The following is a 15,802-nucleotide window of genomic DNA, read 5'->3' as shown; positions in this document are numbered from 1 at the left end:
GACAAGCACGGCGCTGCAAACCACCTAACGCCCCGGTCTGAGGAGCCCCGCGACGCCCGGTGTGCTCGAGCTCGCGCAGCCGGCGGACGCCGCAGGAGCGGCGGTGTTCTTCGTGACGGCCCGGCCGGAGATCCTGCGCGCCTGGACTCGGCCCAACCTTGACCGGGCGGTCTACCCGCGCGACGGGCTGTACAGGCGCGGGTGGTTCGACTTCCGCTCGGACGAGGCCCTGAAGACGGCCAACCGGACCGCGATCGAATGGCAAGGATTCACGATTGGCGAACATCGGCAACAACGACCACAAGCTTGCGGGCGGTCACGCCGAGCGCACCTTCAAGCTGCCCGACTACGCCGGCCAGGAGTCTTGACCCGCCACGGCGGACCTGGCCGTGCGGGCCCGGTCCGCCGGCGCGTGAGCCGATGCCGTGGTTCTGCGGTATGACTGAGGGATGCCTGAGGTGTACCGAGAGGTCGAGGTCAAGTTCTCTGTCGACGACGGCTTCGAGGTGCCGAGCCTGCTCGAGCTCGCGGAACCCCGGGACCGCAGCGCCCGGTTGATCGAGGGTGAGCCCGACCAGCAGGTGCTGCGTGCCACGTACTACGACACCGCCGACCTGGATCTGGCGCGCCACGGGCTGACGTTGCGTCGTCGGGTCGGGGGCAGGGACTCCGGCTGGCACCTCAAGATCCCGAGCGGTGAGTCCGAGCGCACCGAGGTCCGCCTGCCCCCGGGGCGTGCCGGGGGCACGATCCCGGACGCGTTGCAGCGTCTTGTGCGGGCTCGCGTCCAGGGTCGGCCGCTCGTCGCGGTCGCCAAGGTCACCACCAGGCGGACGGTGCACCGGCTGTTCGACGCGACGGCTCACGCAGCGCTCGAGGTCGCGGACGACCGCGTCAGCGCCCGGCGGGTCCTTCCCCTCGAGGGCCCGGGTGACGCAACGGGCCCGGAGATCGCGTGGCGCGAGCTCGAGGTTGAAGCGCTCGACGGGGACGGCGAGGTCCTGACCGCGGTAGCCGGGGAGCTGAGCGCGCGCGGCCTCACGGGTGCGCCGCACGTCTCCAAGCTGGCGCGTGTCCTCGGTGCTGACCTGCGCCCAGAGCGCCCCCGTCGGAAGAAGGGCAAGCGCACCTCGGCGAAGTCCGCGACGAGCAGTGTCGCCCTGGTCTACGTGGGCGACCAGCTCGAGCAGCTGCGATCTCAGGACCTCCCGGTGCGGATGGACGTACCCGGCAGCGTCCACAAGATGCGCGTGGCGACCCGCCGGCTGCGTAGCACCCTGGCGACGTTCCGCCCCTCGTTCGCCCCGGAGGTCGTCGGGCCGCTGCGCACAGAGCTGAAGTGGCTGGCGGCGGTCCTGGGCGAGGTCCGCGACGCCGAGGTGATGCACGAGCGCGTCATCGGAGCCCTCCCCGCCGCGGACCCGTCCGAGGCGGACTCCTCGCTGCGGTCCACATACGAGGCCGCACGCGTGGCGGTGCTCGCCGAGCTCGACGGCGAGCGGTACGACCGGCTCCTCGACGCGCTCGAGGCCTTCGTCTCGAGCCCTCCGACGACCGAGCGCGGCGCTCGGCCTGCCGGGAAGGCGCTGCGGCGGGGCGTTGCGGGGGAGTACGCCCGAGTCCGGCGGCTCGTCGAGCGCGCCGGCGCCGCCACCGATGCCGAACGACGCGCCGAGCTCCTGCATGACGCGCGCAAGGCCGCGAAGCAGGCCCGGTACGCAGCAGAGCTCGCCGGAGACGTGTTCGGGCCCCAGGCCCGGGCGTTCGCCGCCGCGATGGAGAGCACGCAGGAGCTCCTAGGGCAGCACCAGGACTCCGTCGTCCTGCGTGAACACCTCCGCGAGCTGGCCGAGAGCACCTCCGACCCGAGTGCCGCGTTCACCTATGGCAGGCTGCACGCGCTGGAAGAGGTCCGCGCCCGCGAGATGGAGGACCGGCTGCCGTCCGTGTGGGCCAAGGCCAGCAAGAAGCGGCTGCGCCGCTGGCTCCGCTGATGTCCGTCGACGAGGCGCCGACCCAGTTGCACCCGTGCTCACGTCCGTGCGCCTCCGGCACCGACCACGGCTCGCGCCGACACGCCGTGCGGCTCATGGAGCAGCTGCCGTGCCCCTGGCCTCGACGAGCGCTGGCGAGCACCATGGGGACCATGAGCGTCGACAAGGACCGTGAGCCTGACCGAGACGACCCCGCCCTCGCTGTTCCGTGCCCCCGCTGCTCTGCACGTGTCCGGGAGCTGTGCCGCACCAGCGAACGCCTGCCCCGACGCACCCATCGACGCCGCACTGCCGCCTACCTCCAGACCCTCACCGCCGCCCCCGCCGACAACTAGGCGCTGACGTCGCATCACCGACGCCCGGGGGCGATGGGTGTCGTGCGCGGCACCGCATCCGCTCTCGCTGAGCCGAGCGCTCGCACCGGCCAGATGCGCCGACGTCGTGCATCGCCCACCCTGGTGCGAGCGCCCCTGCCGACGCGACGCAACCCCGTCGGCAGGGGCAGCACGATCTGCCCCCGACGCTCCGCGACTGCAGGCTGCCATGCCACCTCCCATCGGCGGTCTTTGTCTGTGACCAGCGTCGACGACTGCGACGATGAGCTCGTCGGCAGCCGCCCGCTGCAGGGCATGCCGCTGTGGCGCGCATGCGACCGCTACGCGGTCAGATCGATGGCCTCGTCGTCGATCTGCCGGGTGGCGAGCCTTCGCGCGAGACCGTCGAGGATCAGGTCGAGCCCGATGTCGAACTCGTCGGCATAGGCGTAGCCGGGCCGCAGCGCGTGCTGGACCATGAGCTCAGTCAGGTGGGGGTACTCCCCGGTCGGCATCGCGGCCTGGAGGCCTGCGGCGACCTCCTCGAGCTCGGCGCTGGTCTGGAAAGGCAGGCTCGTCTCCTGCAGGACGAAGCCGTAGATGTAGCTGTCGAGCAGCGAGATCGCGTGCGCTGCCTCGGCTACGGAGAACCCGGCGTTGCGCAGGCAGCCGAGGACGGCGTCGTGGTGTCGCAGCGTCGAGTGCCCGGGGTTCAGCCGGGACTCCATGAGCCCGAGCGCCCAGGAGTGGCGCCGGATCGCGGCACGTGCGGAGACCGCCCGGCGGCACATCGCCGTCCGCCACTCCTCGCCGACAGAGGGGAGGTCGATCTCGGCGAAGACGTGCTCGACGAGCGCGTCGAGGATCACGTCCTTGTTCGCGACGTGGTGGTACAGCGACATCGCCTCGACGCCGAGGTGCTCGGCCACGCGGCGCATCGTGACCGCGGTGACGCCTCCGGCGTCAGCCACCTGCACCGCGGCCTCGATGATCCGGGCGCGGCTCAGTGCGGGGCGGCGGAGTGAAGGCGACGGCACGGCGGGTCCTCCGGACGATTGACGGCCTTACGCCCGTAAGACTAGCGTCGGGTCACCGGCCTTACATCCGTAAGCCGACGACGAGGAGACCGAGATGAGCCAGCCTGACGATCCTGCAGCCCCCGCACCAGCCCGGAGGGTCTGCGTCGTCGGAGCCTCCGGCAAGCTGGGGCGGTACATGGTCCGCCACGCGCTCGACCGCGGCTACGACGTCGTCGTAGTCTGCCGGGAGCAGAGCGTGCCCAAGCTCGACGACTTCGCCGGCCGCATCACCGTCGTCCCGGGCGCGACAGACGACCGTGACGTCATCGCGCGCGCCGTCGACGGCTGCGACGGCGTGCTCACCGTCCTGGTCCCGTGGGGCCTCACGGGCTACTCGACCGGCACGGCGCAGGCCGTGCTCGACCACGCGGCACCGGGCGCCCGGCTCGTGTTCTCCTGCGGCTGGCACATCTCCGCCGACGGCCGCGACCGCTACTCGCTGCGGCTGCGCGCCACCGTGCGGGTGTTCGGCCCGGTGGCCCGGCTGCTCCGTGTCGCCGACCTGGACGACCAGGTCGAGGCGTGTCGGCGGATCTTCGCCAGCGCCACGCGCTGGACCGTCGTGCGCGGCAGCGACCTGGAGGAGGGCGAGAGCCAGGGGCTGCCGATCTGGCGCCGCCACGTCGGCGACCCCGCACTGGCGAGCAACAAGACCCGACGGGTCGACTTCGCGATGTTCATGGTCGAAGCGCTGACCGACGACTCGCTCGTCGGGGTTGCCCCGGCGATCGTGGGCCGCGCAGCTCCGTCAGCCCAGCGAGCGCTCACGGCCACCAGACCGGTCAGTCCGGCTCCAGCGCCGTGACGCGGGGATGCCTGCGCGACGTGGGACCGAGGTCGCCGCCTCCGCGTGCGATGCCGCGGCGTGGCGCATGCCGAGATCGATCGCCAGCGGACGCACCAGCCGAGCACCGATCTACCGCAGCAGCGCCGCGCCCACAGTGTCCCAACCGTGGGCGCCGATGGCGGGACGGGTGTGGACCTATCGGTTTCGAAGCGGCACGTGTGTCCGTGGGAGGGAGGACAGGTGCTCAGCAGCGTCACCACCTGACGCTGGATGATCGTCTGGCGTACCACGCCGGCGGCGCTGGGCGCCGAGGGATCGGACGCTCACACCGTGGACGGCGAGACCCTCGGGAATCGCCCCGCGGGCCGACGCCGGCTGGACATCCGCGACGTCGACCGCCGCGCTACCGGTCGCGGGCGCCTTCGGTCGGGCGTGAGGGTCGTCCTGCGCCCGGGGCGTACCAGCAGTCGGGTGTAGGCGTCACTCGCAGGTAGGCGAGGGGACGCTCGAGTTCGGTGGCTTCCCTGGGCGACGCCGCCGGCTGGAGCACCGAGAGATCGTCCTGACGGCGGCTAGGCAGAGCGCGTCTCGCCTCCCATATGGACGTCACACGGGTGCGCGGTGCGGGCCTCCTCGGTCCTGGTGGTGGAGCCGGATCGCCACGAGTGCGACGTCGTCCCGTGGAGTGGTGGCGAGCATGGTGCGGAGCACCTGGTCACACAGTTCTTCGAGCGCGCGGTCGTGGAGGGCTTCGAGGGTGTCCATCAAGCGACGCAGGCTCTCGGGCAGCGGCTCGTCCCGGCGCTCGACCAGGCCGTCGGTGAAGAGCAGCAGCGTCGAGCCCTCAGGCAGGGTGGCGGTGGACTCGGTGCGAGCTGCGGTGTGCTGGACGCCGAGCAGCAGGTTCGAACCGGCGCCGGCGAGGGGGGCCGCGTGGCCGTCGGGTTGCAAGACGATGGGCTCGGGGTGACCGGCGTTCGACCAGCGAACGGTGTGTTCGCCGCGCGCGAGCTGGTCGGGTGTCTGCTCGACGCGGGCGACGACGGCCGTGGCGATCGTGGGGGAGCGCAGTGCGTGCAGCGCCTCGTCCACCTGCGTCAGGACAGCGGCAGGTCCGCCGCCGCTCGCCAGCGCGACCCCCCGCAGCACCGAACGCAGCTCGCCCATGGCTGCGGCGGCGTTCGTGTCGTGACCCATGACGTCACCTATGACGAGGACGGCCTGACCGGTGTGCTGCAGGAACGCGTCGTACCAGTCGCCGCCTACCTGCGCGGCTTCGGCGGCGGGGACGTAGCGCACGGCGATCTGCAGGTGGTCGGGTCGGGCCGGCGCAGTCAGGAGGGAGCGCTGCAGTCCCTCGGCGAGGGAGCGTTGCTCGCGGTAGAGCCGCAGGTTGTCGAGCGCGAGCCCGGCGCGAGCGGCGACCTCGCGGACCGTCTCGAGGTCGTCCGGCGAGATCGGGCCGCGATCCGCACCGTTGAACAGGGTGATGATCCCGGTCGTCCGGCCACGTCCGCGGAGCGCGAACATCGTGGCGCTGTCGGGCGCCAGGGTTCGAACCACCTCACGCGCCTCTGCACTGCGGAGCGATCCGGCGATCGCCTCCGTGGCACCCGATTCGACGCCGATGACCTCGCTGCTCTCCAACGCCCGACGCACCGCAGCGTTGGCGCCCCCGTCCAGCTCGACGAGGCGCAGCTTGACGTACCGCTCGACCAGAGGCAACGCGTCGGGGTCGATGTGGGCGCAGCCGAGGTCGGTCATGGACTGCCAGTTCCCGGCGTACTGGTCGTCATCCACGAGGCTCACCACGCACCAGTCCGCCAGGGTAGGTACGAGCCGCTGGGCGAGCCGAGTCAGAGCCTGCTCGGCGTCGAGCAGCTCGGCCAGCTCGGAGGCGATGTCGGCGACCAGCTGCGCGCGCTGTGCGCTGCGCGCGAGTGCGTCCTGGGCGCCTCGGCGCTCGGTGACGTCCTCGAAGTACACCGCGAGGTCGTGCTCACCGGGCCAGGCCTGCACCTCGTACGTCGCGTCGGTCGACGGGTTGTGGATCTCGAACGTGACCGTCCGACCCGTGCGCATCGCCTCGCGGTAGCTGGTCTCGTATATCGAGCCGCGCTCGTCGGGGTACAGGTCCCACAGGTGCGCCCCGAGGAGCTCGCTACGAGAGCGTCCCAGCAGCTGCTCGCCGCGGTCGTTGACGTAGCTGAAGCACCACTGCCGGTCGAGGGAGAAGAAGGCGGTCGGCATCGTGTCCAGCAGCCGCACCGTCCTGTGCGCGGCACCGGCCCTCTCACGCGGGGGAGGTGCCTGTGGAGTCGCCGGTTCGAGCGGGGCACCGGACATGAGACCTCTTTCTTGCCGGTGGAGCGTGGAGAGAGCGTAGCCGTGGGCCGGCGTGCGGTGGACGTCGGTGGCCGCCGGAACCCGTCAGTGCGTGAGTCGCTACCGCGCGCCTCGGCGGACCGCGAGGACGGTGACGTCGTCGGGCAGCGGTGCGGTGCGCTTCGCGCGTTCGACGACGGCGTCCACGGCGTGCTGGGCGCTGGGGCTGCCATGCACGAGCTTGCCGAGCACGGAGAGGTCGTCGAGCGTGCCGCCGATGGTGTCCAGGACGCCGTCACTGAACGACACGAGCGTGTCGCCGGGTTCCAGGGCGTCCTGACGTCGCGTGCGCACCGCGCCGGTGACCAGGCCGAGGGGTGGACCACCGCTCGGCAGCCGCGCGGCGCTTCCGTCGGCTCGGACAATCATGGTCAGGCCGTGGCCGGCGTCGGCGTAGGTGAGCTCGCCGCTGGGTGCGTCCAGCAGGATGCGGGTCGCGGTGATGAACGCCCCGGCGCGGAGCAGGTCCGGCTCGAGGCGGGTCTCGGTGCGGTTGAGGACGTGGTCGACATCTTCCGCGGGGTCGTGCTCCTGAAGTGCGGAGCGCAGCGTGGCGGCGAGGATGGCGGCGCCGGCGCCCTTGCCCATGACGTCGGCCAGGGTCAGGCATACGCCCTTCGGTGTGGCCTGCCAGTCGTAGAAGTCACCGCCCACGGAGCCGGCGGGCACGAACGCGGCAGCCAGCTCGTAGCCCGGCAGCCTCGGTGCCGTGGTCGGGAGGAGGCTGGCCTGCACGTGTGCGGCGAGCTCGAGCTCCTTGCGGGCCGCGGTGACGTCGCGCAGCATGACCACCACACCACCTCCGGACTCTGCGGGCAGCGGCGTGCAGTTGAAGCTCACGATCCGGCCCTGCGGGACTCCGGTGTTCCGGACGAAGACGTCGACGTCGCGGATGACCTCGCCGGCAAGAGCGCGCACGTGCGGGAGGTCGTCGTGGGCCATCGGTGTGCCGTCCGGGTGGTGGAACCCGTAGAAGGAGCCGCTCCCGACGGCCTCAGTGGTGCTGCGCCTGCCGCCGAGGATCTGCGCGGACGTCGCGTTGCGGAGGATGAAGTGGGCGTCGGCGTCGATGACACCCATGCCCTCGTCCATGGTGTCCATGACGGTCAGGAGTAGCTCGGCCTGGTTCTCGGCGGCGGCGCGGGCGGCGGTGGCGTCGCGCATGGACGCATTCCGCTCGTCTCGCGTGAGGGCCAGTGCGAGGCCGATGACGGAGACCATCGCGAGGTAGACCTGTGCCACGAGGACCTCGCTGGTGGGGTCGGCGACCGCAGCGAACGGGCCGATCCCGGTGAGGGTGAGACCGACGGCCGTCGCGCCCATCGCAGCGTCGTGCAGCACGACGAAGGTGGTGTGCAGACGCGTGGCCACCCACACCGTTACGGCGATGAGCGGGAAGATGATTGGCAGGTCCGACAGCTGGACGAACCAGACCACGTAGAGCACCGGTGAGAGCACGACGACCGCGAGGTACTCGCGAACCCGCGAGGCAGACACGAGTGCCGCGAGACCTACCTGTCCATGGCGCTCGCTGGTCCACCACCGTCGGACGACCAACGCCGTCGTGGTCACCACGAGGGCGCTCGCACTGTTGCGAGCCAGCCACGTCCACAGCACCGACGATGTCCAGGGGTCGCCGTCCCAGGTCTCGGCCACGCCGGCCAACGGGGCCGAGATAGCGGCACTGAGAGACGCGGCGAGCAGGAGCCACCACAGGTCCTCCCGGCGCAGCGCCCGGCCACGGCTAGCCCACAGACGCGGGCACCACCGGGCGGTCAGGACGCCGAACACGATCACCTGCAGGACGGCGCCGGCGCTGAGCGCTGCGCCCGCCTGCCAACCCGTCGAACCGGTCGAGGAGTTCACCGCCCACGTCAGCAACGCTGCGACCAGGACCTCGACCACGGCCGGTCGGCGGCGGTCGCGCATCACCGCCCACAGCGCTGCCACGCCGGCCGCAGGCCACACCAGGGACACGTCCGTGCCCTCCAGGACGGTGCGACGCCCCACCACCGCCGCCAACGTGTAGGCGAGCAGGAAGGAAGCAGCCAGGATGACGCCACGTGACCGGAAGCTCTGCACTGCGCCCCACCTCCGCTGTCGTCGGGACGCCCGGTCGGGTACGCCGCACTACCCATCGACCGGTATGCCGCACTCCGAAGTGGTCGTGCGGTCACGTTTCCGGCGAACCGAGACCCCAAAGGCCGCCGTGCGTTCTGCGGTGGTGCCGGTCCAACGCGTCACACAGGCAAGCCCAGCGTCGCTACCGTGGGCTGCTCGTTCCCACCCACACGACTGAGGACGGTGCCGGACGTGGAGGACGCTCCGGCGGCCCGGACCGGCACGGACGTGGGTGACATCGCCCCGAACGCCTGGAGCGGCGCGCCGGCGAGCCGATGGGTCGACGTGCGCGCCCTCGAGCTGTTCAGCCCCCGCGACGCTGTCGCCGCGGGGCGGACCGCCTCGGTGATGTGCCTCGTGGGCGGTGTCGCCACCGTCGCGCTCGAGACGCTTCCGCAGCTGCTGGGCGACTACCGCGGCACAGCGGCGAGCGCCGCGTGGACCGTGGTCGGTACCGTCATCATGTTCGGGCTCGCTCTGCTCCTGCGCCGCCGTCCCGAGATCGTGCCCGGACCGGCGTACACGGTGATGTGCATGGTCGCGCTGGTGGTCAACACCACGACGTCGAACCTGAGCGGAGACTCCACTTTCGGCGGCCTCGCGTGGTTCACGTTCCCCGTCATCTTCGCCGCGGCGCATCTGCGCCACCTCGTGGCCTGGACCGTGGCCGTCCTCGCGCTCGTCGGGGCCTCCACGATCATCCTCTCGACGCAGCCCTCGGGATCGGCCGGTGCCGACCTGGCGTCCATGGCCGCAGTCGTCGTGATGACGACGACGGCGCTGCTCGCGGCGGTCCGACATCAGGACCAGCTCGTCCAACGGCTCAACGAGGTCGCATCGAGCGACTCGCTGACGGGGCTCGCGACCCGACGCGTCCTGGAGCAGTCGGCGGAGCTCCTGCGGACAGAGGCACACACAGCAGCGCGGCGGCGTTCGACGCAACCGGCCGAGGGAGCGGGGCTCGTGCTCGTCGACGTCGACCGTTTCAAGCAGCTGAACGACACCCACGGCCACCCTGTCGGCGACGCCGCCCTCGTGCACGTCGCCCAACTCGTGCGGTCCGTCGTGCGTCGTGGCGACACGGTCGCCCGGATCGGGGGCGACGAGCTCGCGATCCTGCTCTCGGGCCCGCGTGACGGCGTGGTCGACCTGGCGCGAGCCGTGCACGCGGCCGTCCGTGAGACGCCGTTCCCCGCCCCGACGGGGGATATCCCGATGACGGTCAGCATCGGGGTCGTGCACACGGACGACCCTGACGACCTCGATCGTCTCTATGCCGCGGCGGACGCTGCGCTGTACGACGCGAAGCTCGCCGGGCGGGATCTCGTCGTCGTCGCTGACGCCGATCCAGGCCGTCTCGAGCGCGCCTGAGCGAGGCACCTCGTCGGTCACGGTCGGACGGACTCGGGATGGCGGGACGCCGCGGCGCTCGTTCGCGGTCGCCGTGGCCAACGTGGCGCGCCTCCACCACGTCCGGCTGTCTGCCGGACACCGTGGCGTGGCGTGGCGGTCAGCGGGCCCGCGCCGGGGCGCGCCGACGGATGGTTCGTCGAGATCGACGTCGTCGAACCCTCCACCTCCAACGACGTCCTGCAGGTGCGTGGGGTCGGTGTCGACGGGCACCGGATCCTGCGCGCCCAGAGCCCCGCCGCTCCCAACGTCCTGGCGGCGATCCTGCTCGCCCTGCGCGACGGCACGGGCGCCCGTAGTGCCAGCACAGGTGGAACGAGGGCAACCCGCTCGGGCACCTGTTGCGGGACCTGCTCCTCGGACAGGGCGACATCGCTCCCGTGCTCCGGGAGTTCCTCCGCGAGAGTGAGCCCGACCCGGCCCTCCGACCCGGCATCCACGTCGGCGGCTGAGTGCGCGCCCCTCATCCCTTACGGTGAGCCGCTCGCCTCGAGCGCAGACGGAGAAGACGACCCCGACGTGGACGATGTGCATGCCCACGCGACCCAGGTGAAGGTGAACGACGTCGTCGGTGGCCCACCAGCGACCCAAGCTGGAGATCCATGGCGCGTGGTGTTCGCCGTGCTGAAGCCCGCCCGGGACGTCGACCCGGTCCATGTCGTCGACGTCGCCGAGATCGCGGTCTTCATCGGGGAGCGGTTCGTCCTCACCGTCCGGCACGGGCACAGCGACGTCCTCAAGCGCGTGCGCCACGAGCTCGCCGATCCGCGCGGACCGTGGCCATTCGATCATCCTCCTGATGGACCCAGATCGCGCTGCTTCCCTTCTGCCTGGCAGTACATCACCTTCGCGCCCGCGGCCTTCGGTGACGACGGCGAGGTCATGGACGACTCCACGGCCGACTTCCTGCGTCACTACATGGAGGAGTACTCCGCCTTCGTCGAGCGCGTTCTTGCTGCATCGGCGCCCGGGCACATCGGCGACCCAGAGGTGGACTACTCGAGGAAGTTGCGGTCCGATGCCGTGCGTAGTGACGATCCGGGCGGCGCGCATCGACGAAGGCAGTCCCGCGAGCCCTCCGAGCGTGGACTGTGAGGAGGCCTCCCTCCGACCGCGCCGAGAACCACGGCGGCGGCGTGGGCGAGGGCGACAGGTCGGGAGCCTTCCTCCCGACGACCAGGGAAGGGCGGCTCCCAGAACGACGCGACCTCTCATGACCCGACCGCCGACGGCACCGTCGTGGCCGCCGTGCGCAGGTGCTGGGCCAGGTCGCGAGCCGAGCGCAGGAGGGCCGAGCGCTCGAACCTCCAGCCCGTCGACCCGGCCTCCGCCAGCACACCCGCCGCCCACGGATCGACCCCGGCAGCGAGCAGCGGCTCGACCTCGAGCAGTGCTGATCTCACGCGCCGAGTACGGCCGCCGCTCGCCGACTACGACGGCCGTCGTGCGCGACCCCGGCCCGCGGGACGCGCGCAGGTCGCGCAGCGCGGCCGCGGTCGTCATCACGGCGCGGAGGCTTGAGGCCAGCACCACCGCGACAGCGTCGGCAGCCTGGATCAGGGCGGTCGGCTCGTAGCGGTGGCCCAGTCGACCGGCATCCACCACCACGTCCACACCGGCAGCGTCCAGCTCGCGCGACGCGTCGGTGAGCGCCTCCCACACCGGCGTGACGGTCCCAGCTTGCGCGGTCGAAGTGAACCCGAGCAGCACCATGCGAGTCCGGGCGGGATCGATCGCGAGCGCCTCATTAAGGAATGCGTTCGGTCCTGGGCGGCTCCTTTCGGCGGCGAGTGCGAGCACACCACCGCCCGCGACGACACCGGCACGCAGGTAGCCCGGAAGAACCCCGGACCCGGCCGGGTCGGCATCCACGACGAGCACCGCCGCTCGGGGTACACCAGCGGCCAGACCCACCCCAGCGCAAGGGCCGTGGTTGTCACCCCCGGCGCCCCGGACGCCGAGCAGAGCGTAAGCGACGTCATCGCTCCTCCCCAGTAGGCAGGATGACGAGCGCGAACCGGCCCGTCGCGGCCCGGGCCGCGAGAGCGGGGCCGTCCTCGGCAGCGGCGACGAGGTCGACGACAACGACACCGTTGAGGTCCGGCGCACCGACCCGAGCGACGCTCGCCTCCAGCGTGACCGGGGTGTCCTTCGGCGGTTCGGCCTGCGCGGCCGGGGTGTCCACGACGAGCAGCCGATCGCCAGCGGTCAGCCCGCCAGCGGGCATGCGCGCCGGGTCGAGGGGGAGGGGGACGAGCACCTCGCCGGCGAGTGGCGGACCGGCTGGCTGCACCTGCGCGGGTGCCAGCACAGAACCGGTCACCAACGTCGCGCCCGCGACCTGCCCCACGAGCCCCTCGAGCTGCTCGGCGGGGATCGACTCGATCGTCGGGTCCAGCGCCACGTCCCCGACGGTCAGGTCCTGCTCGGTCAACGTCGCGCCGTAGGGAACGTCGCGGGCGAGGACGACGACCGCCGTCCGGTCGCTGGCCGACGCAACGAGCCACGCCGCCCCGAGCGCGCCAACCACCGCAAGCACGATGCCGGCCACCATCAGCCCGGGCCGGCGCCGCGCCCTCGGCGGGATGAGGACGGGTGCGCGCAGCGGAGCAGTTGTCCGGCCGTTCGCGGCCGTGGAGGCGGGGGTGGTGCCTGTCGTCATGGTGGTGCTCCGATGACGTGCCCGCGTGGGCGGGGTCTCAACCGGTGACGAGCACGTGGAGCTCGCCGATGCGCACCGTCGTCGACGACGAGCGCGTGAGTGTCAGTGATCCGGACGCGCCTCCACCACTCCAGGTGACGTCCCAGGTGGAGGTCGCGGTGACCGTGTACGCGTCGTTCGGCTGACCGACCGAGGGCTGCTCGTAGATGTGGTCGCAGGTCGGGGACTCGATGCCGCCCTCGTACCAGGGTGTCCCGGCGTTCGGGCACACGACCGCGTTGCCGTCGCCCATGTCCCACCGGATCTCCGACACCTGGGCCGTGGCAGTGACCGACAACCCTGTGACCGATGCCGTCGCCGAGTTTGGCCCCCACGTGGTGGGCGAGACCTCGGTCCACAGCCAGACGGGAACTCCGACCAGCCCGAGCCGGTCGGGCGGGACCGTGATCCCGATCGCCGGCCCCACGAGCTGCATCTGATCGACAGCGCGCGACGCAAGCTCCGCCGGAGTCACCGAGACGCCACCGAAGCCCGGCGGCGGCGTGGGCAGCCACGTCCAGCCGCCGTTCGTTCCGGGCGGCGGGCCGGTGCAGCTCACCTGGTACATGGCGCCGTTCGGGTAGTTCCCCTGCCACAGCTGATCGTCACCTGGCGGCTGAGGATCGAGCAGGCCGTAGTAGCAGTCGTCGGAGTCGTTGAACCACCCGAAGGCGTTGCGGCACGGCACCGTCTCACCGGTCAGATCCACAACGCACACGCGCTCGCCAGGTGCGCCGGGAGCGGGCTCGTCGACAGCTACAGGGGCGCTGGGTGTTCCTAATCGTTCAACGGAGACCGTGCAGGTCGGCACGGTGGGCGGGCAGACGGGCGCAGGCCCGCTCTCGGCAGACGTGGCAGCGGCGCACAGCAGGAACGCCGCCAGCAGCGCCGTGGACACACCTCGCACGCCGGTCAGCACGGTCGATCCCGGTGGATGAGCGTCTCTCGGATGACCCAACGGCCGTCATAGACCATCGCCCACGCCTCGACGACGAGCCGAGGGGACTGGTTCTCGGCCGCGGCAGATTCTCCAGTGTCACGGAAGATTGGCGTCCAGTCGCTCGAGTCGACGCAGTCGGTGACGTGAGCGGTGGAGGTGGCGAGCTCGACGGTGTCGACGACCGGGTCGAGTGCGGGGGCTCCCACCATCACGATCCCTTGACGTCGATACTCGAAGAGCGCCTCGCCGACGCCGGCCAAGGCCTTGTCAACTGCGTGCAAAGCGAGCTCCGCGGGCGGCTCGGCTGAGAGCGGTCGTCTGCGCCGCCCAGAAGCCGCGATACGCATCGAGGATCGCAGTTTGAGCTGCGGCGACATCCGGCTCAGTAGTCGGCGTAGGCGTCAATGTCGGGCTCGACGGCCCGACCGATGTCGGCGTCGGCGAGGGGTCCGCTTGAGCGTCTCCGGGAGAGCACGACGCCAGCGAGCCCGCGGTGAGCAGACACACGAGCGCGAGCGAGGCGCGAGCGGTTCTCGACCGCTAGGACGTGTCTCCTAACGGCCCGAGGCGATGGGCTGAGCGAGCGACGTTCGGTGTGGGTCAGCGTCTGATGCAGGGCGAGGCGGCATGATCAGGCCATGGGTCTGCTCACCGAGTACTTCGTCGCTTTGACGGACGATGCCGCCGCCTTGGTTCACGGGGGCTCGATCCCGCCGCACGCGGTGGACGGCGGTGGGATCGAGCCGGTCGTGCATCTGGGGACGCTCGAGGAACTGCTGACGGGCAGGACGTTCGAGGAGGTTCTCGACGACGCACCGACGTCGCCGGTCGCGGACCGTAACGGAGGTGAAGAGCTCGTTCTCCGGATCACGGACGAGCTGGCCCGGGTCCTCGCCGAAGTGAGTGACAGCCGGCTTGAAGAGGTCGTCGTCCCCTGGTCCCAGACCGAAGAGCTGGAGGGCGCCGATCCCGCAGACCTGGCCACGTTCGCCCGTGAGCTCTCCGCACTCGCGCGCCAGGCACGCGCCGACGGAGGGCACGTGTACTGCTGGTTCAGCCTGTGACAGCCGCAGCGACTGGCTAGGGCCTCGCACCCGACGGTGCGCGGAGCCAGGCCAGAATCGCGGCCAGGACGGCGCCGCCGCGGTAGGTCAGGGCGAGCTTGTCGTAGCGGGTGGCGAGGCCGCGCCAGTGCTTGAGGGCGTTGAAGGACCGCTCGACGACGTTGCGGCCGCGGTAGGCGTCGGGGTCATAGGTGACGGGCCGACCGCCGCGTGAGCCGCGCCTCTTGCGGTGTCCTTGCTGGTCGCGCGGTTCGGGGATGACCGCGACGATCCCACGACGGCGCAGCTCGGTGCGGATCGCCCGGGAGGAGTACGCCTTGTCCGCCAGCACCGAGTCCGGGCGCGTGCGCGGACGGCCCGGTCCGAGGCGCGGGACGCGGATCGCGTCCAGGACCGGCAGACACATCGGGGCATCGCCGCCCTGCCCCGGTCCGACCATGACGACCAGCGGGAGCCCTCGGCCGTCGACCGCGTGGTGGATCTTCGTGGACAGCCCGCCCCGGGACCGGCCGATCGCATCGCATGGTCAGCCGGCTCCGATAACTGATTCCTGTGATTCGCGCCTGCCCCCCGTGGTGCGGGGCAGGGTCGCGGCGTGCTGATGGGTCCGGTTGATCGTGGAGTCGATCGAAACCGCCCAGTCGATGTCACCGGCCGCGTCGGCCTGGGCGAGCAGCTCGGTCAGGACGTTGTCCCAGGTCCCGTCCCTGGAGAACCGGGCGTGTCGCTTCCAGACCGTCTGCCACGGCCCGAACTCCGCCGGCAGATCGCGCCAGGCGACCCCGGTCCGGTACCGGTAGACGATGCCCTCGACCACCTGCCGGTGATCGCGAAACCGGCGTCCCGGCTTGCCCACGTCCAAGGGCAGCAGCGGAGCGATCCGCTCCCACTGAGCATCGGTCAACACCGCACGACGAGACACCCGCACAGCATCCCGGCGACCGCAGCGGAGGTTGGGAGACGCGCCCTAACTCATCGGCGATCACCGCCCCCTGCGGACCGCACGT

13 protein-coding genes and 2 pseudogenes are annotated in these 15,802 nt (G+C 71.4%); 7 read left to right on the top strand and 8 right to left on the bottom strand.

Going from position 1 to position 15,802, the window contains the following annotated elements; genetic code table 11:
• Positions 1-61 precede the first annotated feature (61 nt).
• From NXY84_RS21880 to NXY84_RS21920, 3 genes and pseudogenes are all read left to right on the top strand, one after another.
• Positions 62-217 (top strand): annotated as a pseudogene (locus tag NXY84_RS21880) (hypothetical protein); the annotation flags it as partial.
• Between the two features lie 232 nt (positions 218-449).
• Complete coding sequence (locus NXY84_RS13675; RefSeq protein ID WP_258723630.1) at positions 450-1,994, top strand: CYTH and CHAD domain-containing protein; 1,545 nt, start codon at positions 450-452, stop codon at positions 1,992-1,994.
• Positions 1,994-2,329: a zinc finger domain-containing protein gene (locus tag NXY84_RS21920; protein ID WP_425322222.1), complete on the top strand. Its 336-nt coding sequence runs from the start codon at positions 1,994-1,996 to the stop codon at positions 2,327-2,329. The genes NXY84_RS13675 and NXY84_RS21920 overlap by 1 nt, the downstream gene beginning before the upstream one ends.
• A gap of 320 nt (positions 2,330-2,649) precedes the next feature.
• On the opposite strand, the gene NXY84_RS13670 is transcribed toward NXY84_RS21920, so the two are convergent.
• The gene (locus NXY84_RS13670) at positions 2,650-3,345 is read right to left on the bottom strand and encodes a TetR/AcrR family transcriptional regulator (RefSeq protein ID WP_258723629.1); all 696 of its coding nucleotides are present in this window, start codon (positions 3,343-3,345) and stop codon (positions 2,650-2,652) included.
• Positions 3,346-3,439: 94 nt separating this feature from the next.
• Between NXY84_RS13670 and NXY84_RS13665 the strand changes: the two genes are divergently transcribed.
• The gene (locus NXY84_RS13665) at positions 3,440-4,192 is read left to right on the top strand and encodes an NAD(P)-dependent oxidoreductase (RefSeq protein WP_258723628.1); all 753 of its coding nucleotides are present in this window, start codon (positions 3,440-3,442) and stop codon (positions 4,190-4,192) included.
• Between the two features lie 588 nt (positions 4,193-4,780).
• Here the strand turns inward: NXY84_RS13665 and NXY84_RS13660 are convergent.
• Positions 4,781-6,442, bottom strand: a complete 1,662-nt coding sequence (locus NXY84_RS13660; protein WP_258723627.1) for a SpoIIE family protein phosphatase — start codon at positions 6,440-6,442, stop codon at positions 4,781-4,783.
• A 177-nt stretch (positions 6,443-6,619) separates the two neighbouring features.
• Positions 6,620-8,641: a SpoIIE family protein phosphatase gene (locus tag NXY84_RS13655; RefSeq protein ID WP_258723626.1), complete on the bottom strand. Its 2,022-nt coding sequence runs from the start codon at positions 8,639-8,641 to the stop codon at positions 6,620-6,622.
• A 231-nt stretch (positions 8,642-8,872) separates the two neighbouring features.
• Here NXY84_RS13655 and NXY84_RS13650 point away from each other — a divergent pair, with 231 nt between their 5' ends.
• Both NXY84_RS13650 and NXY84_RS21875 read left to right on the top strand, forming a co-directional pair.
• Complete coding sequence (locus NXY84_RS13650; RefSeq protein ID WP_258723625.1) at positions 8,873-10,051, top strand: GGDEF domain-containing protein; 1,179 nt, start codon at positions 8,873-8,875, stop codon at positions 10,049-10,051.
• 132 nt (positions 10,052-10,183) lie between these two features.
• Positions 10,184-11,185, top strand: coding sequence for a hypothetical protein (locus NXY84_RS21875; protein ID WP_396126227.1), 1,002 nt, complete (start codon positions 10,184-10,186; stop codon positions 11,183-11,185).
• A gap of 116 nt (positions 11,186-11,301) precedes the next feature.
• On the opposite strand, the gene NXY84_RS13640 is transcribed toward NXY84_RS21875, so the two are convergent.
• From NXY84_RS13640 to NXY84_RS13625, 4 genes are all read right to left on the bottom strand, one after another.
• Positions 11,302-11,493 carry a hypothetical protein gene (locus NXY84_RS13640; protein WP_258723624.1) on the bottom strand — a complete coding sequence of 64 codons (192 nt, stop codon included), beginning with the start codon at positions 11,491-11,493 and terminating at the stop codon, positions 11,302-11,304.
• A 575-nt stretch (positions 11,494-12,068) separates the two neighbouring features.
• Positions 12,069-12,752 (bottom strand): SAF domain-containing protein, encoded by a 684-nt coding sequence (locus NXY84_RS13635; RefSeq protein WP_258723623.1) that lies wholly within the window; start codon positions 12,750-12,752, stop codon positions 12,069-12,071.
• A gap of 37 nt (positions 12,753-12,789) precedes the next feature.
• Complete coding sequence (locus NXY84_RS13630; RefSeq protein ID WP_258723622.1) at positions 12,790-13,710, bottom strand: hypothetical protein; 921 nt, start codon at positions 13,708-13,710, stop codon at positions 12,790-12,792.
• Positions 13,704-14,012, bottom strand: a complete 309-nt coding sequence (locus NXY84_RS13625; protein ID WP_258723621.1) for a hypothetical protein — start codon at positions 14,010-14,012, stop codon at positions 13,704-13,706. Before NXY84_RS13625 ends, NXY84_RS13630 begins: the two co-directional genes overlap by 7 nt.
• A 357-nt stretch (positions 14,013-14,369) precedes the next feature.
• On the opposite strand from NXY84_RS13625, the gene NXY84_RS13620 reads away from it, so the two are divergent.
• Entirely contained in the window at positions 14,370-14,795 is a 426-nt protein-coding gene (locus NXY84_RS13620; RefSeq protein ID WP_258723254.1) for a hypothetical protein, read from the top strand.
• Between the two features lie 16 nt (positions 14,796-14,811).
• Here the strand turns inward: NXY84_RS13620 and NXY84_RS13615 are convergent.
• Positions 14,812-15,723 (bottom strand): annotated as a pseudogene (locus NXY84_RS13615) (IS5 family transposase).
• Positions 15,724-15,802 lie beyond the last annotated feature (79 nt).

The sequence above is a fragment of the Cellulomonas sp. NS3 genome (assembly GCF_024757985.1).
Classification (GTDB): Bacteria; Actinomycetota; Actinomycetes; order Actinomycetales; family Cellulomonadaceae; genus Cellulomonas_A.
This window is presented reverse-complemented; position numbering and strand designations above follow the sequence as displayed.

Coding starts and splice junctions, on each gene's coding strand:
- NXY84_RS21920 (WP_425322222.1), top strand. CDS start 1,994: ATGTCCGTCGACGAGGCGCCGACCCAGTTGCACCCGTGCTCACGTCCG.
- NXY84_RS13665 (WP_258723628.1), top strand. CDS start 3,440: ATGAGCCAGCCTGACGATCCTGCAGCCCCCGCACCAGCCCGGAGGGTC.
- NXY84_RS13635 (WP_258723623.1), bottom strand. CDS start 12,752: ATGACGACAGGCACCACCCCCGCCTCCACGGCCGCGAACGGCCGGACA.
- NXY84_RS13675 (WP_258723630.1), top strand. CDS start 450: ATGCCTGAGGTGTACCGAGAGGTCGAGGTCAAGTTCTCTGTCGACGAC.
- NXY84_RS13620 (WP_258723254.1), top strand. CDS start 14,370: ATGGGTCTGCTCACCGAGTACTTCGTCGCTTTGACGGACGATGCCGCC.